We start from the raw sequence: 18,424 nt of genomic DNA, 5'->3' as shown, positions 1-18,424 counted from the left end.
GATGCGACCTCATCCGGCCTTCGGCGACCTTGGGCGCATGGGCATGGACGTTGGTTCACCGCAGCCGTCGGGCACCCGTCGCCTGCTTCCCGTTGACCCGGCCGCCACGCCGGATGGCGACGCGCCTGGTCAGGCTCGCTCTGGACGAGACGGTGGACCTTCTGTTCCGGGAAGCGCACGGGGCCGGCGGCGCGCGGAGTGCGGATGGAAGGGGCGGGACGGCACCGGGGCCCCGCCCGGCGGCTCGCGTCTGCTCGGACGCGAGCCGGAACTGGCCATGCTCCGCCGGTTCCTCACGGGGCTGCCGGACGGGGGCGGCGTCCTGGTCGTGCGCGGCGGGGCGGGGGTCGGCAAATCGTCCCTGCTCAGAGCGGCGGAGGAGGCTACGGCGGGCTCGGCCGTGGAGACGCTCTCCTTCACCGGGGTGCAGGCCGAGTTCCCTCTCCCCTTCGCCGCCGCCCACACGATGCTCGGCCTCCTCGGCGGCACCGTGCCGTCGCCGGTGGGCGGCGACGACCGGTTCCAACTCGGCCTGGCCTTGCTCGCGGCGGTGACCGGCCGGTCCGCGCGGCGGCCGTTACTGCTCCTGGTGGACGATGCGCAGTGGGTGGACGCGCCCAGCTGGGAGGCCCTGGCGTTCGTCGGGCGGCGGCTGTCGGCGGCCCCGGTCGGGGTGATCCTGGCGATGCGCGACGGCGCCGAGACCGAGTCGCGGCTCGCCGCCCTGCCGGTGCCCGAACTGCGGGTGGAGCCGCTGCGCGACGATACCTCGGCCATGCTGCTGGACGAGCACGCGCCCGCACTCGCGGCCCCGCTGCGCGCCAGGGTGCTCGGCGAAGCCGCAGGCAACCCGCTCGCCCTCACCGAACTCGCGGTGGCAGCGGCCCGCATCGGCGAGAAGGGCCCGCCGTCGGCCGCACTGCCGCTGACGCCCCGGTTGCGGCGCTCCTTCGGTGCCGCCGTGGCGGAACTGCCTGCGGCGACTCGCACGCTCCTCCTGGTGGCCTCGCTCGACGAGGGCGACCGTCTCGACGAGATCCTCGCGGCGGGCGGCGCCATGGCGCGGACCACGCCGGCGGTCGAGGACCTGGAACCGGCCATCGCCGCCCGGCTGGTCGACGTCGACGACGCGTTCCGGCTGCGGTTCCGCCATCCGCTGGTCCGGTCGGCGATCCGGCAGGGCGCGAGCCTGTCCCGGCGGCGGCGGGCGCACGCCGCCCTCGCCGCGGCCGTCCCCGATCCCGACCAGGCGCTCCACCACCGCGCGGCCGCCACCGTCGGCACGGACGAGCGGGTCTGCGCCGACCTGGACGGCCTGGCCGTCCGGCTGCACCGGCGCGGCGCGTCCGGCGAGGCGGCCCGGGCCTGGGAGCAGGCCGCCCGGCTGACCGGCGACTGCGGGCGGCGCGCGAGCCTGCTGCTGCGGGCACTGGAGGCGACGATGGAGCTCGCCGACCACGACGGGGCGGACCGGCTCCTGCGCGCGATCGTCCCGGACGACCTGCCCGCAGAGGACGGGGTCGTCCGGCAGTGGCTGGAGGAGGTCGAGGCCGGCACCTGGTCGGGCGCCGCGCGGCTGCCCTGCCATCTCGACGCCGCCGAGCGGCTGCGGCGGTCCGGCCGGGACGAGCGGGCGCTGGAGGTCTTCCACCGCGTCGCGGTGCGCGCGTACTTCTCCCATCCCGGCCGGGAACTGCGCGACGAGGGCGTCGGGCTGCTCGAACGGCTGCCCCTGCCGCCGCTGACGCCGAAGCTGGTCGCGGCCCTCGGCCTGGTCGCGCCGGTCGAGCGGGGCGCGGTGGTCGTCGACCGGCTGGACGCCCTGCTGGCCCGGCCCGGCCTCCCCGGTCCGGACCTGGCGGCCCTCGCCGCGGCCGCGACCGGCGTCGGCGCGCTCGGACCGGCGGCGCGGCTCGCCGCCCACGCCATCGCCCGGAGCCGCCGCGAGGGCAACCTCGTCACGCTGACCTGGGCGCTCGCCTTCCAGGCTTGGAACGCCGTCCAGCGCGGAGACGCCTCCCTTGGACGCGCCGCCGCGGCCGAGGCCGACGCGCTCTCGACCGAGACCCGCCAGGGCGGCTTGAAGGTGCCCAACATGCTCATCCGCGCACACGCGGAGGCTCTCCGCGGCAACGGCGAGGCCGTGCGGGACCTCACCGAGCGGGGCGAACGCGCACTGCTCGCGAACGCCGCGCACCCCATGCTCTGCCTGGTCCGGGTCGCGCGAGGCATCCACGCACTCGCCGACGGGCGCTACCGCGAGGCCCACGACGAGCTGGACGCCGTCTTCGACCCGGCCGCGGTCGGATACCACCCGTACGTGCGCTTCTCCGTGCTCGGCCACCTGGCCGAGGCGGGAGCCCGCAGCGACCGCCACGACCGGGTGGCGGCCCGCGTCCGCGAACTCGAACCGGTCGGCGCCACCGGCGCATCGCCGCTGCTGCGCGTGCTCCTGCACTGCGCGAAGGCGCTGCTGGCGCGGGGCGAGGGCGCGGCGGAGGCGCTGGAGAGCGCGCTGGAGGCCGATCTCGCCGAGTGGCCGTTCGAACGCGCCCGCCTCCAACTCGCCCACGGCACCCTGCTGCGGCGCGGCCGCCCGTCGGCCGCGCGTCCCGTGCTGCGCGCCGCCGCCGAGACGTTCGACGCGCTCGGCGCACGGCCGTGGGCCGTCCGGGCGCACGCCGAGCTGCGCGCCACCGGCGAGAGGCGGCACCGCCGGTCCGGCGGGGTCGACCGGCTCACCCCGCAGGAACTGCAGGTGGCCCGCCTGGTCGCGGAGGGGCTGAGCAACCGCGAGATCGCCGACCGGCTCTTCCTGTCGCCGCGGACGATCAGCACCCATCTCTACCGGATCTACCCGAAGGTCGGCGTGGGCTCACGGACCGGACTCGCCACGGTGATGGCCCGCGACCCGTGAACCAGCTCCCTTTTGAGCCGTCACCCGAATGCGCGATATGTGCTGTCCCAGGTGGACGTGATGTCACATCTGCGGCACTGCGCTGGTCTTCCTTTAAAGCCGGGCCGGCCGACACCCGCCGGATTATGAGGACAGGGAGCCGAGATGGACGCGCTGCCGGGAAAGAACTATTCCGACCCCGATTCATGGCGCATCGAAGGCACCGCCAGCGAGGCCGTCCTGTCGGCGGTCACCGGAAGCGGCACCGAACCGATCTTCCGGTCGGCGGACCTGGAGGGGGCGTTCATCCTGAATCCGTCCGGACTGCTGTCGGGCTTCTCCCTCGGCCTCGACCTGCCCGAGCAGGCGCTTCCGGCCCGGCGGTGGGGGCGGTACCCGTCCAGCCTGTCCTGGGAGGCATCGGGCCTGCGGCCGAGCGAGGCGGAGCCGCACGGCCTGGAGGGACGCGGCACGCTCGCCCTCGGGCACCGGGAGACGCGGACGGCGCTGTCGGGAACCTGCACCCGGGTGCCGAACGCGCGCACCGGCGTCCCCTACCTCAAGATCGTCCTGGAGACGGTGTTCGCGTCGGCCGCCCTGTGGTGGCCGCGCGAGGCACGGCGGCGGCTCCGTCCCGTCCAGCTCACCCTGTTCGCCGAGATCCGTCCCGTCCGCATCGGCCCTGACGCAAGGGGGCGGTAGGGCGAGGCCCTCATTCGCTGACGGAGACGGGCGGGGGCTTCTGCTTTCGGCGGTAGGCGCCCGGAGATATGCCGATGACCCGTTTGAACGCCACGCTGAACGCGCTTTCGGAGCCGTATCCGACCTCGCGGGCGACGGTGGCGACCGTGTCGTCACCGCCCCGGAGACGGTCGGCGGCGAGTTCGATCCGCCAATCGGTGAGGTATTCCAACGGGCCCATGCCGACGGTGCTCTTGAAGCGCGCCGCCATTGTCGAACGGGAGACACCGGCCGACCGGGCGAGTTCTTCCACCGTCCACGGATGCGCGGGGCGCAGGTGGAACTGCCGCAGCGCCACCGAGACCACCGGGTCGGCGGTTCCGGCCAGCCAGCCCGACGTGTGCGGGGCGTCCCGCATGAGGTGGACGCGGAGGGCCTGGATCAGCATGACGTGGGCGAGGTGCTCGGCGACGAGCGTCGAGCCGAGGCGCCGGTGCCGCAGTTCGGCGTCGATCCGGCCGATCGCCCACCGGACGCCGGACGCCTCCTCGGCCGCGGCCGGGATGTGGACGACGGGCGGTAGGTCGTCGAGGAGCAGGGTGCGCGCCCGGTCGCCGAACGAGAACGCGCCACCGATCATGAAGACGTCGTCGCCGTCGCCGGCGTGCGCCACCCCGTCGACGGCCGCCAGGAAGATCGGTTCCGCCGGCGCCGGCACCGCCGCGGGATCGCTGAACAGCGTGAACGGCCGCGGCTGAGTCAGCAGGAAGCAGTCGCCCGTTTGCAGGTCGTACGGGTCGGCACGGCCCTCGACCTTGAGGTGGCAGCGCCCCCGCCGGACGGCGTTGAACTTCACTCCGGTCTGAGGGGCGAACTGGATCGCCCAGCTTCCGCCGGCGGCGAGGGACGTGGAGATACGGCTGGTGGCGCCGAGCAGCGCCAGGACGTCCTCCAAGGGATCCACGCACGGCCTCCCTGGACGCTCGCTAAAGGAATCTGGACGTTCGATCGTAGTGAGTCCGGTTCCCGGCCCGTACGTTGAGGATCCGTGGACACGACAACGAACACGACGCGAGGGCGTCTCACCACCTCGTTCGGCCCGCGCGCCACCGGCGCGGAGATCCTCGACGGGGTCGACCTCACCGGTCGGCGCATGATCGTCACCGGTGGGGCGTCCGGGCTCGGCAGCGAGACGGTCCGCGCGCTCGCCCGCGCGGGGGCCGAGGTCACCATCGCGACCCGCGACCCCGCCCAGGCCAAGGCGCTCATCGAGGAACTGGCGGCCGTCACCGGCGCGGGCGCGGTCAGGGCGGCGGCGCTCGACCTGGCCGACCTGACGTCGGTCTCCGCCTTCGCGGACGCGTGGCGGGGGCCGCTGCACGCGCTGGTGGCCAACGCGGGGATCATGGCGCTGCCCGCCCGGCGGCTCACCCCCTACGGCTGGGAAATGCAACTGGCGACCAATTACCTCGGGCATTTCTCCCTTGCCAATGGCCTGCACGGCCATCTCAAGGCCGCGGGCTCGTCCCGCATCGTGCTGGTCGGCTCCGGGGCGAACCTCTTCTCGCCGTTCGTCTTCGACGACCCGCATTTCGAGCGGCGCCCGTACGACCCGTGGTCGGCCTACGGCCAGTCGAAGACCGCGATGGGCCTGCACGCCGTGGGCGTCGCCCAGCGCTGGAGCGACGACGGGATCACCGCGAACGCGCTCAACCCGGGTTTCATCCTGACCAAGCTGCAACGCCATCTCAGCGATGACGAACTGCGCGGCTTCGGCGTGATGGACGAGGCGGGCGACCTCGTCCCGCCGTCCCATTACAAGACCCCCGCCCAAGGAGCGGCGACCTCCGTGCTGCTCGCGGCCTCGCCCCTGCTCGACGGCGTCAGCGGACAGTACTTCGAGGACAACCAGGAGATCCGGCCCGCGCCGGGGGACGAGGAGCCCAAGGAAGGCGTCGCCGCTCACGCGCTCGACCCGGAGGCCGCAGACCGGCTCTGGACCTACGCCGCCGACGCCATCGAGACGGCCCGCTGACCTAGGGAACGGCCCACGGGCGCCGCGCCCGTGGGCGCGCGTCATCTCCGGCGGGAGGTCACCTTGCGCAAATGTTCCGGTCTGGGCTTGACGATGTGGTCGTTGTACTCGGGGTGCTTCGGGAGCCACGCGGCGACATAAGGACAGACGGGAACAATGGCGTATCCGCGGGCGATGACGTCGTCGACCACGGTGCGGACCAGCAGGGAGGCGAGCCCTTGGCCGCTGTAGTCCTCGGAGACGCCCGTGTGGAACAGCACTCGCTGGACGCCGCCGGTGGTGTCGACGTCGACATAGCTCTCCTCACCGATGATCTTGTCCTCCGGGTCGGCGGCGTCGTGGTCGATGAGGACGTAGCGTGATTCATCGGGCCGATGCTGCACCTCGAAGCGCTGGCCGGTCATGGTCGTCCTTCTTCCTGTGATGGCGTGTTCTCGGTCGTGCCGGGGTGGTGCCGCGGATCTCCTGCGAGAAGGTCTGCGCGGCCTGCCACGCCTCGGGCATCACCCTGTCCAGGAACGGTCGCATCTGTCTCCCCTGACTCGTTATCGTCTCGGTTCTTATCGGTGCCCGGGGCGAACCCGGCGGCGACGGGCGTCGGCTCGACGGCCGGCCGCTCGGTGTCTTCGGCCTAGTCGTGCGCGCTGGGTTCGACCGCTTTTCGTTCCCGGTCTTCGTGGCCGTCCGGCGGCTCGGGGTGCTCGGCCAGATCGGCGGTGAAGCGGCGGTTGAGCGCCAGGCGCAGCCTGCCGAGTGCCTGGCGGCTTTCGGGGGCCGGCACTCCGTTCTCCTCTGGACGGGTGAGGACGATCGCCGGGGGCGGGCGCTCGTCGGTGATGGGCGCGGCCTCCTCTGGACGCAGGCGCCGCTCCACCTCGGAGTACCGGCCGTCGGGAGAGCGGACGATGACGCCGGTCTCCACCCCGTGCTCGACCAGCGCGCGGTCGCGCAGTTGCAGGCCGATGCAGATCCGGTAGGTGACGGCGTACGCCAGGACCGGGCCGAGGATGAAGGTGACGCGGAAGAACCAGGTCGTCCAGTAGAGCGGGATGTGGAAGGCGTTCGCGATGACGTCGTTCCCGCCGGCGGCCCACAGCGTGCCGAACCAGACGATCCCGGCGACGCCGAGGCCGGTGCGGGCGGGGACGTCGCGGGGACGGTCCAGCAGGTGGTGGATCTGGCGGTCGCCGGTCACCCAGCGTTCCAGGAACGGGTAGAGGGCCAGCCCGGTGAACAGGGTCCCGGGGACGATCAGGGCGGGGATGAGCACGCCGAACGCGACGGTGTGCCCCATGACGTTCCATTCCCAGCCGGGCATCATCCGCAGTGCGCCCTCCAGCCAGCCCATGTACCAGTCGGGCTGGGACCCGGAGCTGATCGCGCCCGGGTCGTAGGGGCCGTACAGCCAGATCGGGTTGATCTGGAACAACGTGGCGAGAATGGCGCACGTGGCGAAGACCCAGAGGAAATACGCGGTGGTCTTGCCGATGAAGACCGGGAAGAAGGAGTAGCCGTACTGGGTCTTGTTGGTGGCGCCCTTGCCGGGATAGGTCGTGTGCGTCACCCGCCAGGTCATCAGAACCCCGTGCAGCGGGATCAGCGCGGCCAGCAGGCCGGGGATCAGCAGCACGTGGACGACGTACAGCCGGGAGATGATCATGTCGCCCGGGAACTCGCCGCCGAACAGGAACATCTGCACGTAGCTGCCGACCAGGGGGACGCTCAGGATGACGCCCTCCAGGATCCGCAGGCCGGTGCCGGACAGCAGGTCGTCGGGGAGCGAGTAGCCGAACAGCCCGTTCAGCATCACCAGCATGAACAGCACGATCCCGACCAGCCAGTTCAGTTCGCGGGGCTTGCGGAACGAACCGGTGAAGAAATGGCGGAGCATGTGGGCGAGGATCGCCGCCATGAACAGGAGCGTCGCCCAGTGATGGATCTGGCGGACGAGCAGTCCGCCCCGCACGTCGAACGAGATGCGCAGGGCGGACTCGTACGCCCGACTCATCTCGACGCCCCGCAGCTTGGTGTACGACCCGTCGTAGACGACCTCCTCCATGCTCGGCACGAAGAACAGGGTGAGGTACACCCCGGTCAGGAGGATGATGACGAACGCGTACAGCGCGATCTCACCGAGCAGAAAGCTCCAGTGGTCGGGGAACACCTTGCGCATCGACTTCCGGGCCCATGCCGCTCCCCCGAACCGCTCGTCGATCGCGTTGGCCGCGCCCGCGAGCGCTCCCGGCGCGCCGCGGCCCTTCTGATCGGCTACCACGGGAACCTCCCGGCTGCGGCACGCGCCCGCGCGGCGGCACCGTTCCCGGAGGCATGCCGGTAAGGCGTGTCCGTCACGGGCAGCGCGGCAAGACCGGCCTCACGACTTCGGAGAGTGATGGCATGCATTAGGTCTTGGTCCTTATCAGGGGTCATGGGTTCTCATCAGGGATGACCAAGTAGGTCCCTCGAGTTGTGACAGCCGCGCCTGTCCACGGAGGAAAAAGGTCCACCGTCGGGCGTCGGGGCGAACTCGCCGCCGGCCTCGGGATCCAGGCGAGCACGCCGGGATTAAGTCATCCGACGCACGCTGTCGCGCCGGTCCCGGCCGTACGGTCGACCTCACTGAGAGGGGGCCGCTGGTCAGGGCCGCGGGGGAAGCCATGTCCCATGCCTGCGCTGGTTGACGGCACGTCCACGAAGCGGTGCCGTCCCGTCCGCCGGGCGCCCGTACCGCGTCGGGGCGCGGACGGCAGCCGGAGCAGCGCACGCCTCCGCGTGCCCGGGAACGGCCGGTTCGGTGCTCTTGACATCCATGCCGGATGGCACGGCGGAAAGGAAGAGAACCGCTTATGACCAGGCACGCTCGGGGATCGGCCGCGCGAGGGCGCGCCTCCGGCGCCCGCGCAGGAACCGCGCAGCCGGCAACGGGCCCGGAATTCCGCACGACGGACGCCGCACTCGAAGACGCCACTTCGGTCTTCACTCGGGCGCGCCCGCTCCTTTTCGGCATCGCCTACCGGATGCTCGGCAGCGCCACCGAGGCCGAGGACGTCCTCCAGGAGACCTGGCTGCGCTGGCGGGAGGCCGACCACCCGGCCATCGCCAACCCGCCCGCCTTCCTCGCTCTCATCACGACGCGGCTGGCGATCAACACGTCCAAGTCCGCCCGGTCGCGCCGCGAGATCTCCATCGGGCGCAGGCCCCCCGAGTTCGCCGACGGCGGCACCGACCTCGCCGCCGGCGCCGAGCGCGGCGAGGCGCTCGAACTCGCGCTCCTCGTGCTGCTGCAGAGACTCACCCCGACCGAACGCGCCGTCTACATCCTGCGCGAGGCGTTCGACTACCCCCACTCGGAGATCGCGGAGATCGTCCGGATCAGCCCGGACAATGCCCGCCAGCTCTTCCGCCGCGCCCGCAAGCGCCTGACCACGGCGCACCGCAAACCGATCGACAGGGCCGAGCACCGCCGCCTCGTACGCGTCTTCCGCGACGCCTCCCGAAGCGGGAACATCGCCGCCCTCGAAGACCTCTTCGCGTCCGCCTCCGCCGGTTCCCGCCCTGGCGGCGGCATCGGAGAAACGGCACCCCTGCCCGCCGACCGCAGGCGCGCGGCGTGATTCGCCGCCGTAGCGGTACCACAGACCGGCTTAAAGGAAGGACTCCCCCAAAGATCGTGGTCACCGCGCCGACGGCGGTGTAGACCGCCGAGGCGGGGGTACCCGGCATCACCATCCAGCTAAGGAGTTGTTCATGACCACCCAGGCGAAGAAATTCGGCTTCGGCATGCCGTGGGAAGCCCTTTACGGCTACAGCCAGGCAATTCAAGTCGGCGACACCGTCCGCGTCTCCGGGCAGCTGTCCCACGACCAGGACGGCAATTTCGTGGGCGCGGGCGATTTCGAACTCCAGGTCAAGACCACACTGGCCAACCTGGACCTGGTGCTGAAGCACTTCGGGGCCGAGCGCGGCCAGATCGTCGAAACGACGGTGCTGGTCAGGAATCTGCGGGAGAACTTCGACGCCACCGCACGCCTCCACTCCGGGTACTTCGGGGAGCACCGCCCCACCAGCACCGTCCTGGGCGTCTCCGACCTCGCCCTCCCGGACCAGCTGGTCGAGATCGGCGCGATCGTGCGCCTCGACGTGGAACCGTAGGCGCGGAGCCGATCCGGGCCTCCGGACGCCCCGAGGTCATCGAGACCGAACGCGCGACGGCCACCGCCGTGATCACGCGGGTTCGCGGGAACCCGACCGGTCGGCGGTGGCCGTGCCGCATGGAGTACCGGCCCGTCACTTCGGCGACGGCCGCCTTCGCTCATGGGGGATGGTGGGCAGTTCGGGGGCGGCGGTGTCCAACGGCACGATCGGAGACCGCACCAGGCCGAGCTGGACGGTCTGGCGGTGCAGAAGCCCGTTCTGGAGCCAGTCCATGACGATCCGCGAGCGGTTACTGGGCAGTGACAGCAGGTGGTACCCGCGGGTGACCACCTTGGCGGGCAGCCCCGACAGCGGCACCCCCAGCGGGTTCGCGGTCGCCTGCATCCCGCCCAGATCGACCACGAACCCCAGGTCGCGGTGCCGATAGGGGCGCATCTCACCGGTGCCGTAGGACGCCGCGACGTTGCGCGCCGCCCGCGAGCCCTGCCGGACGGCGTGCTGCGCGGTCATCGCGGTCACCTCGCCCGGGCGGTGCAGATCCGGTACCGCGGCCGCGTCACCGCAGGCATAGATCTCCGGACGGTTCGGCACGTGGAGATACTCGTTCACCACCAGCCGTCCCTTCATGGTCTCCAGGCCGAGGCCCTTCACCACGGGGTCGGGCCGAACCCCCACGCACCAGACGAGCGACCTGCTCGGCACGAAAACGCCGTCGGTGAGCCACGCGCCGTCCAGGGTCGCCTCCCTGACCGACATGCCCATCCGAACCTCGACACCGCGCTCGCGCAGCACACGGTCGGCCGTACGCGACAGCCGCTCGTCCAGCTCGGGCAGCACACGGTCGGCCACGTCCAGCAGGAGCCAGCGCGGGGTGACGTCCCGCAGCCGCGGATGGCTCCGCAGGAGGGACCGGGTGAACAGCGCGCCGTGCGCGGCCACCTCGACCCCGGTGTAGCCGGCTCCGACGACGATGAACGTGCAGCGCGCCTCGCGTTCGGCCGGGTCGTCGGTCGCGTCGGCCAGCTCGATCTGCCGGACGACGTGGTCTCGCAGGTAGAGCGCCTCGGGGATGCTCCGGAAACCGTGCGCGTGCTCGGCCACGCCGGGGATCGGCAGCAGCTTGTTCACGCTGCCCACGGCCAGTACAAGCCGGTCATAGCCGACCTCACCGAGCCCGTCCTCCGGATCGGTGTAGTGCACCTTCCCGGCATCGACGTCGATCCGCTCCGCCTGCCCCAGAACCATCCGCACTCCGGGCAGCGCCGCAGGCAGGGACACCGCCACCCGGCGCGGGTCGATCAGTCCCGTCGCCACCTCCGGCAGCAACGGCACGTACAGGAAGTAATCGGTCGGGTTGACCAAGGTGATCTCCGCCCGTCCCCGGGCAAGCCGCGACAGCGTGCGGGCAGCGGAGAAACCCGCGAACCCGGCCCCGACGATGACGATCCTCGCGCGCCTCGTCCCTTTCTCCCCTGATTTCCGGCTCGACCCCGTCGGCTCCGCAACGGCACTGTCCATATCCCCGCGTCCTTTCATCTCTGTGGTCCGCAGGCTGCGGGAGCGAGTCCCACGCATCCTTCTGACCGGGGAAGACGCGAACACGAGCCCGGCATGGCCCGGCCGGGCCCGGCCCGGTGCGTTCCGCGGTCGGCGTCCGGTCGCCCTGTATGACACGGCGGATCCTCGGGTTTGTGACAGCCGGCCGCCTTTGCCTGCAACGCACGGCACGCCACTGCTGCTGGACGGCGCCATCGAACTGCCGCGCCGGGCGTCAAGGGCAGATCGCCACCGGCACGGACTCGCCGTACCAGCCGTTATCTCCGCCGCCACCAGCGGGCTCGACGGTCCTTCCCTTGGAGAACCTTCAGGGCATCCTTGGGCGGCACCCCGCGCGCCAGCATGACGACGTAGTCCCCCAGATCCGTGAGAGACAAGCCGAAGTCAACCGGGTCCAGGACTCGCACCTCGGCAAACGCCGCACTTATCTCCAAGTGGGGGCCGCCCCCGGCGGGAAACTCGACGTCCACGCCGCATGGGTGCTCGTAGAGTGGAAACTCAAAGGTCGCCGAAAGGCCCTCGGCCGAAAGCCGCTGCCTGAGGTACTCGACCACTTCTTCGGCACGGACTACATTGTCGGTCACGGGTTCTCATTCTGCCCCACGATTTGGAATCGGCCGACCTGAAGGGCACATGAGCCGCCGCGAACGCTCTACGGGCTTACGATGACAACGCGAGGGCACCCCCGTGCCGCCGGAGGCATCGCATGAGCTGCTTTGGTTGCGTCCTGGCCCTTCTCTCGACCTTCAGCGGGTTCTGCATAGGCTTCATTCTCGGTGCCCTCATCGCCGACGCCATGGGCCTCGAAGGCGTCGGTTTCTACGCTCTTGCCATCCTCTGTGCCATCGCAGGCGCCATTGCGGGTGCCGTTGAAGGCCGGCGCGATCCCGTTGATTAGTGCCGGGTTTTCGGTGCCGGTCGGGGTTGGGCGGCTACTTCGGTGCCAGGCGGGGGAACAGCGGGTGGGCGTTGGTGCGGGCTATGGCGTCGTCGGTGGCGATGAAGTCGGTGAAGTAGGAGACGGCCAGGTCGGGGGCGAAGGGCCAGTCGCTGCCGTAGAGGACGTGTCCGGGCTTCGCGAAGGCGTGCAGGGACGGTAGTGCCGAGGGCGCGCGCCGCCTCCCCGGTGGCGGCGGGCACGTCGGGCAGCGGTAGCGACTCCCAGAGGCCGAAGCGTTCGGGGTGGTCGGCCACCAGCGCGGCGCCGAAGTCGCACGTCGATCCGGGCGGGTTGCGGCCGGGGCGGTCCGGGTCGGGTGTGGTTCGTCCGCGTGTGGGGGCGGCACCGGTAACGTCGCGGCCATGCCAGCCCGCACCCGCGGTGCCCGGCGCGTTCAGCGCGTCTCGCCGCTCCGCGACCCCAAGCCGCCCCGGCTTCCGGAAAGCCTCTCCCCGGCCTCCCCTGCCGACCTGGAGTTGACCCACGACGGGAAGTACCTGTCGCTGGCCTACGGCCCCGGCCGGGTGACCGGCGCCGACACCGAGAACGTCGAGGTCGAGCGGTGCTGTTTCGCGGGCGGCACGCTGGCGGGTTCGCTCGTCCGGGCCGAGATCACCGACGCCGAGCTGACCGGCTGCGACCTGGCCAACCTGAAACTCCGGGACTCCCACGTCTCCACCACGGCCGTCCTGGACTGCCGGATGACCGGGATGCGGCTGGACGACGGCGCGCTGCGCGAGGTGCTGTTCACCGGCTGCCGCGCCGACCTGACCTCGTTCCGGTTCGCCCAGTTGCGCGAGGTGGTGTTCCGTGACTGCAACCTGTCGGAGGCGAACTTCCAGAACGCCGAGCTGACGCGGGTCCAGTTCGAACGCTGCACCCTCACCGCGGCGCAGTTCTCCGGGGCTCGGCTGACCCAGGTCCGCTTCTCCGGCTGCGACCTGTCCGGGATCGGGGGGATCGGTTCACTGAAGGGCGCGATCATGTCCCGGGCGGACGCCGCCGCCGCGCTCGACCAGTTCGCCGCCGCGCTGGGCATCACGATCGACTGACACGGCAGCGCGAGGTGGCGGATAAAGGAGTGGACGGTGCGTTGTCCGGGCCTATAGCTTGCGGGTGGCCGTGACACCGCCCGAGGAGGTGAGACCCATGAACGCTGTATCGATGTGGGTGCTCCCCTCGTCGTCATGGTCGGGCGATTGACGTAGGGGTCGCCGGGAGCGCCTCGCCAGTCAGGCACTCCCGAAAGGCAACACCCCATGCGCTCTTCGCAATTCACCGCCGGGCCGTCGTCGGACGACATGGCCGACCGCGCGCCCCTCACGTACGACGTCGTCATCGCCGGATGCGGGCCGACCGGTGCGATGCTGGCCGCCGAACTGCGGCTGCACGATGTGCGGGTCCTCGTTCTGGAGAAGGAGACCGAGCCGGCTTCGTTCATCCGTGTCGTGAGCCTGCACATCCGCAGTCTCGAAGTGATGGCGATGCGCGGACTGTTGGAGCGCGTTCTCCAACACGGAAGGCGGCGTCCGGCCGGGGCCTATTTCGCCGCCATCGCCAAACCCGCGCCCAAGGATCTGGATTCCGCGTACGCCTACCTGCTGGGCATCCCGCAGCCGGTCATCGATCGGCTGCTCGAAGAACGCGCGGTCGAGCTGGGGGCGCAGGTCCGGCACGGGTGCGCGGTGGCCGGTTTCGAGCAGGACGACGAGGGCGTGACCGTCGAACTGGAGGACGGGGAACGGCTGCGGTCGCGTTACCTCGTGGGCTGCGACGGCGCGCGCAGCACGGTGCGCAAAGTGCTCGGCGTCGGCTTCCCCGGCGAGCCCTCGCGGAACGAGACGCTGATGGGCGAGATGGAAGTCGGTGCGCCGCGGGAGGAGATCGCCGCCAAGGTGGCCGAAATCCGCGAGGCCCATCCGTCCTTCAGCCTCGGGCCGTTCGGAGAACGGGCCTATCGCGTCGTCGTCCCCGCCGCGGGAGTCAGCGATCGCGCGGAGCCGCCCACGCTCGAAGACTTCAAGCGGGAATTGCGCGCCATCGCCGGAACCGACTTCGGCGTGCATTCCGCGCGCTGGCTCTCGCGCTTCGGCGACGCCACCCGGCTGGCCGAGCACTACCGGGTCGGGCGGGTGCTGCTGGCCGGCGACGCGGCGCACATCCACCCGCCCGCCGGCGGTCAGGGCCTCAACCTCGGCGTGCAGGACGCGTTCAACCTCGGCTGGAAACTGGCCGCGCAGATCCGCGGCTGGGCGCCGGAGACGCTGCTGGACACCTACCACGCCGAACGTCGTCCGGTCGCCGAGGACGTGCTGGACAACACCCGCGCGCAGACGGAGCTGACGTCCGCCGAACCGGGCCCGCGGGCCGTGCGCAGGCTGCTCACCGAGCTGATGGACTTCGACGAGGTGAACCGCCACCTCACCGAGAAGATCAGCGCGATCGGCGTCCGCTACGACTTCGGCGACGGCCCCGACCTGCTCGGCCGCCGCATGCCCGACATCGGCGTGGCCCAGGGCAACCTCTACAGCCTGCTGCATCGCGGGCGCGGCCTGCTCCTGGACCGCACCGGGCACCTGACCGCCGGCGGCTGGTCGGACCGGGTCGACCGCCTCGCGGATCCCGCCGCGGAGCTGGACGCTCCGTGCGTCCTGCTGCGCCCGGACGGCCACGTCGCCTGGATCGGCGACGGCCGGCGGGACCTGGACGACCACCTCGCCCGCTGGTTCGGCGAGCCCGCCGGCTGATCCCGCGAGGCGGTGCCCCGGTCACCGTTCCGGGCTAGGAGTCGTCTGCTTCGAGCTTGGCGATGTCGGACGCGTAGGCGATCATCCAGTGCGGGCGGAGCTGGTAGTAGACGACCTCGTCCCAGTCGAAGAGGTCGGCACCGTAGAACTCCTTGAGGTGGGCGAGCAGTTCGGGCCAGTCCGCGTGCGGCTCGCCGTCCCGCGGGTTGAGGACCTCGACCGTGCCGTGCGTGAACACCCCCAGGTCCTCGCCTCGGATGTGGGCGGCGCTGACGGCGGGGCGGGCGGCGAGGTGGCGGGCCTTGGCGGCGTCGCGCGCGGTGCCGAAGTGCCACTTCCCGTGCAGGAAGTGCCCGTCCACGCCGCTGATGCGCGGCTCGCCCTTCGCCGTCACGGTCGACAGGGCCAGGACGCACATCCCGGTGAGGACCTTCGTGAGCTGCCCCGCCGTCACCGCGCGCTCCCCAGTGACGATCGAGCGGAGATGCGAGGTGGAGCGGGACAGGGAGGCGTCCAGGAGGGCCTGCAGTTCCTTGAGGTCTGCGGGCGTTTCGTACATCGAGGTCCTTCTCTCTGGGTGTGCTCGTTCGTGGGCCCGGTCCGCTTCTGCGCTAGATGGCGGCCGGTGAAACCCATCCTGGCGGCAAAACCTGACATCTCATGGCAGGTTTCTTCGCGTCTCCGGACGCGGGTGCCGCCGGGAGTGCCGAGGTGGATCCTCCATAAGGCAGTTCGATGGATCTGCGTATGACCACGGGGCGGGTCTGGTTCGCACACTGCGGGCGCACGCCTTTCCGAGCCTCCGGGAGTTGGGCCCCGGAGTCCCCCTGCGAAATCCGTCCGGCAGCGGTGCCGGACGGCCACCCCCCGGAGGGAAACCCCCGTGAGAAACAGACGCAGAGCCGCGCGATGCCTCGTGGCGTCGCTGGCGGTCGTCCTCGGGACGACGTTCCTGGCCGCGCCGGCGGTCGCCGCGCCGAAGCCGCCTCCCGTCACCGGCGGCGACGTGGTGCGGCAGCCGCAGAAGTCGCCGCTGCCCGTGAAGGACCGGCCGCCGCTGGCGGCGGAGAAGGACGCGCTCAAGAACCCCGACGCGAAGCACACGGAGCACCGGCGGCCGTCCAGCACGGCGAAGAAGGGGCTCAAGGCCGCCGCCTGCAGCCCCAGCGAGTTCACGAGCCGTTCCGGGAGCGCGCTCGTCCAGCAGGTCAAGGCGTCCACGACCGACTGCATCAACTCGCTGTTCAGCCTGACCGGCGGGGACGCCTACTACGCGTTCCGCGAGTCGCAGATGACGACGATCGCGTACGCGCTGCGCGACAACGGCGTCTACTATCCGGGCGACAACAGCACCGGTACCGCGCAGCTCGTCCTGTACCTGCGCGCCGGGTACTACGTGCAGTGGTACAACCCCTCCACCGTGGGGAGCTACGGCCAGTCGCTGAAGACCGCGATCCAGGCCGGACTGGACGCCTATTTCGGCAACGCGAAGTCGTCGACGGTCAGCGACGCGAACGGCGAGGTGCTCGCCGAGACGGTCACGCTCATCGACAGCGCGCAGGAGAACGCCCGCTACATCTACGTCGTGAAGCGGCTCCTGAACGGATACAACAGTTCCTACGACGCGTCGTGGTGGATGCTCAACGCGGTCAACAACGTGTACACGGTGCTGTTCCGCGGCCACCAGGTTCCGGAGTTCGTCACGGCGGTCCAGTCGGACCCGAGCCTCCTCGACACGTTGAACTCCTTCGCGGCGAACCACCTCGGCCTGCTCGGCACCGACCGCAGCTACCTGGCGTCCAACGCGGGACGGGAGATGGCCCGGTTCCTCCAGCATTCCGCGCTGCAGGGCAAGGTCAGGCCCCTGGCCAGGGGGCTGCTCGGCCAGAGCGCGATGACCGGGAAGACCGCTCCCCTGTGGGTCGGCATCGCCGAGATGACCGACTTCTACGACAAGGCGAACTGCTCGTACTACGACACCTGCAACCTGCAGCAGCGGCTCGCCCAGAACGTCCTGACCATCACGCACTCGTGCAGTTCCAGCATCAAGATCCGGGCGCAGGACATGACCGCGTCCCAGCTGTCGGACACCTGCGCGAGCCTGCTGAACCAGGACGCCTACTTCCACGGCCTCGTCAAGGACGGCAACAAGCCCGTCGCGAACGACGGCAACACCACGATCGAGGTCTGCGTCTTCGACTCCAGCACCGACTACCAGACGTACGCGGGCGCGATGTTCGGCATCGACACCAACAACGGCGGGATGTACCTGGAAGGGGACCCGGCCGCCGCCGGGAACCAGCCGCGGTTCATCGCCTACGAGGCCGAATGGGTGCGCCCGAAGTTCGAGATCTGGAACCTCAACCACGAGTACACGCACTACCTGGACGGCCGCTTCGACATGTACGGCGACTTCAACGCGAACGTCGCCACGCCCACGATCTGGTGGATCGAGGGGTTCGCCGAGTACGTCTCCTACTCCTACCGGAAGGTGACGAACGACTCGGCCATCGCCGAGGCCGCCAAGGGCACCTACGCGCTGAGCACGCTCTGGAACACCACCTACAGCCATGACACGACCCGCATCTACTACTGGGGCTACCTGGCGGTGCGGTACATGTTCGAGAAGCATCCCGGCGACATCTCCACCGTGCTCGGCTACTACCGGACGGGCGACTGGAACGCCGCACGCACGTTCCTGACCAGCACGATCGGCAGCCGCTACGACGGCGACTGGCGGACGTGGCTCGCCGCGTGCGCGGCCGGCGCCTGCGCCGGCGGGGGCGGCGGCAACCAGGCGCCGTCCGCGCGGTTCTCCTACTCCGCGAACGGGCTCGCGGTCGCCTTCACCGACCAGTCCACCGACGCCGACGGGACGATCGCGTCCCGGCGCTGGGACTTCGGCGACGGCGCCACGTCCACGGCGGCCAGCCCGTCCCACACCTTCGGGGCCGACGGCACCTACACCGTGTCCCTGACGGTGACCGACGACGCCGGGGCCACCGGCACCGCGTCCCAGCGGATCTCCGTGTCGGCCGGGGGCGGCGGGACGACCCCCGAGTGCACCGGGTCCGACACCCGGCAGCTCGACCGGAACTGCCAGCGCGGCAACCTGTCGGCGGCCAAGGGCGGCACCGCCTACCTCTACCTCTACGTTCCGTCCGGCACCCGGTCGATCACCATCACCTCCTCCGGCGGGACGGGTGACGGCGACCTCTACTACAGCTCCGGCAGTTGGGCGACTCCGTCGTCCTACAACCAGCGCTCCACCAACACCGGGAACGGCGAGACGCTCACCATCGCCAACCCGCCGGCCGGTTACAACTACGTCAGCCTGTACGGGAAGGAGGCGTTCAGCGGCGCGGCCGTGAAGGTCGAGTACTGACCCGCGGCATCGAAAGGCCGGGGCCGGA

At 70.9% G+C, this 18,424-nt stretch carries 15 protein-coding genes; 9 read left to right on the top strand and 6 right to left on the bottom strand.

All coding sequences use genetic code 11. The features are described 5' to 3' along the window. The first annotated feature begins 1 nt into the window (after position 1). Positions 2 to 2,917, top strand: a complete 2,916-nt coding sequence (locus tag AB0K34_RS20000) for a LuxR C-terminal-related transcriptional regulator (protein WP_364550196.1) — start codon at positions 2 to 4, stop codon at positions 2,915 to 2,917. 144 nt (positions 2,918 to 3,061) lie between these two features. Next, positions 3,062 to 3,598, top strand: a complete 537-nt coding sequence (locus tag AB0K34_RS19995; protein WP_364550194.1) for a hypothetical protein — start codon at positions 3,062 to 3,064, stop codon at positions 3,596 to 3,598. A 10-nt stretch (positions 3,599 to 3,608) separates the two neighbouring features. Here the strand turns inward: AB0K34_RS19995 and AB0K34_RS19990 are convergent, their stop codons facing one another. Then, positions 3,609 to 4,541 carry an AraC family transcriptional regulator gene (locus tag AB0K34_RS19990; protein ID WP_138638329.1) on the bottom strand — a complete coding sequence of 311 codons (933 nt, stop codon included), beginning with the start codon at positions 4,539 to 4,541 and terminating at the stop codon, positions 3,609 to 3,611. 84 nt (positions 4,542 to 4,625) lie between these two features. Here AB0K34_RS19990 and AB0K34_RS19985 point away from each other — a divergent pair, with 84 nt between their 5' ends. After that, positions 4,626 to 5,612: an SDR family NAD(P)-dependent oxidoreductase gene (locus AB0K34_RS19985; RefSeq protein ID WP_240807985.1), complete on the top strand. Its 987-nt coding sequence runs from the start codon at positions 4,626 to 4,628 to the stop codon at positions 5,610 to 5,612. Between the two features lie 41 nt (positions 5,613 to 5,653). Here the strand turns inward: AB0K34_RS19985 and AB0K34_RS19980 are convergent, their stop codons facing one another. Beyond that, positions 5,654 to 6,016 (bottom strand): GNAT family N-acetyltransferase, encoded by a 363-nt coding sequence (locus AB0K34_RS19980; protein ID WP_138638328.1) that lies wholly within the window; start codon positions 6,014 to 6,016, stop codon positions 5,654 to 5,656. A gap of 227 nt (positions 6,017 to 6,243) precedes the next feature. After that, complete coding sequence (locus tag AB0K34_RS19975) at positions 6,244 to 7,887, bottom strand: ubiquinol-cytochrome c reductase cytochrome b subunit (RefSeq protein ID WP_364550192.1); 1,644 nt, start codon at positions 7,885 to 7,887, stop codon at positions 6,244 to 6,246. A gap of 541 nt (positions 7,888 to 8,428) precedes the next feature. Here AB0K34_RS19975 and AB0K34_RS19970 point away from each other — a divergent pair. Beyond that, positions 8,429 to 9,226, top strand: a complete 798-nt coding sequence (locus AB0K34_RS19970; protein ID WP_364550190.1) for a sigma-70 family RNA polymerase sigma factor — start codon at positions 8,429 to 8,431, stop codon at positions 9,224 to 9,226. A 133-nt stretch (positions 9,227 to 9,359) separates the two neighbouring features. Then, positions 9,360 to 9,764: a Rid family hydrolase gene (locus tag AB0K34_RS19965; protein ID WP_138638326.1), complete on the top strand. Its 405-nt coding sequence runs from the start codon at positions 9,360 to 9,362 to the stop codon at positions 9,762 to 9,764. A gap of 135 nt (positions 9,765 to 9,899) precedes the next feature. Here AB0K34_RS19965 and AB0K34_RS19960 read toward each other — a convergent pair whose 3' ends face one another. Together AB0K34_RS19960 and AB0K34_RS19955 are read right to left on the bottom strand one after the other, a co-directional pair. After that, positions 9,900 to 11,207, bottom strand: a complete 1,308-nt coding sequence (locus AB0K34_RS19960) for an NAD(P)/FAD-dependent oxidoreductase (protein ID WP_301176051.1) — start codon at positions 11,205 to 11,207, stop codon at positions 9,900 to 9,902. A gap of 374 nt (positions 11,208 to 11,581) precedes the next feature. After that, positions 11,582 to 11,908 carry a hypothetical protein gene (locus AB0K34_RS19955; RefSeq protein ID WP_138638324.1) on the bottom strand — a complete coding sequence of 109 codons (327 nt, stop codon included), beginning with the start codon at positions 11,906 to 11,908 and terminating at the stop codon, positions 11,582 to 11,584. Between the two features lie 122 nt (positions 11,909 to 12,030). Between AB0K34_RS19955 and AB0K34_RS19950 the strand changes: the two genes are divergently transcribed. The 3 genes from AB0K34_RS19950 (at position 12,031) to rox (ending at position 15,011) form a co-directional block, all read left to right on the top strand. Then, on the top strand, positions 12,031 to 12,222 hold the full coding sequence (locus AB0K34_RS19950; protein WP_138638323.1) for a hypothetical protein: 192 nt from the start codon (positions 12,031 to 12,033) through the stop codon (positions 12,220 to 12,222). A gap of 404 nt (positions 12,223 to 12,626) precedes the next feature. Then, positions 12,627 to 13,316, top strand: coding sequence for a pentapeptide repeat-containing protein (locus tag AB0K34_RS19945; protein WP_138638322.1), 690 nt, complete (start codon positions 12,627 to 12,629; stop codon positions 13,314 to 13,316). Between the two features lie 249 nt (positions 13,317 to 13,565). After that, on the top strand, positions 13,566 to 15,011 hold the full coding sequence (gene rox, locus AB0K34_RS19940; protein WP_364550236.1) for a rifampin monooxygenase: 1,446 nt from the start codon (positions 13,566 to 13,568) through the stop codon (positions 15,009 to 15,011). Positions 15,012 to 15,045: 34 nt separating this feature from the next. Here the strand turns inward: rox and AB0K34_RS19935 are convergent, their stop codons facing one another. Further along, positions 15,046 to 15,570, bottom strand: coding sequence for a pyridoxamine 5'-phosphate oxidase family protein (locus AB0K34_RS19935; protein ID WP_364550187.1), 525 nt, complete (start codon positions 15,568 to 15,570; stop codon positions 15,046 to 15,048). 357 nt (positions 15,571 to 15,927) lie between these two features. On the opposite strand from AB0K34_RS19935, the gene AB0K34_RS19930 reads away from it, so the two are divergent. After that, a complete protein-coding gene (locus AB0K34_RS19930; protein ID WP_364550185.1) occupies positions 15,928 to 18,396 on the top strand; it encodes a collagenase in 2,469 nt (822 codons plus the stop codon). Positions 18,397 to 18,424: the final 28 nt, after the last annotated feature.

This window comes from Actinomadura sp. NPDC049382 (assembly GCF_040677125.1).
GTDB lineage: Bacteria > Actinomycetota > Actinomycetes > Streptosporangiales > Streptosporangiaceae > Spirillospora > Spirillospora geliboluensis.
This window is presented reverse-complemented; position numbering and strand designations above follow the sequence as displayed.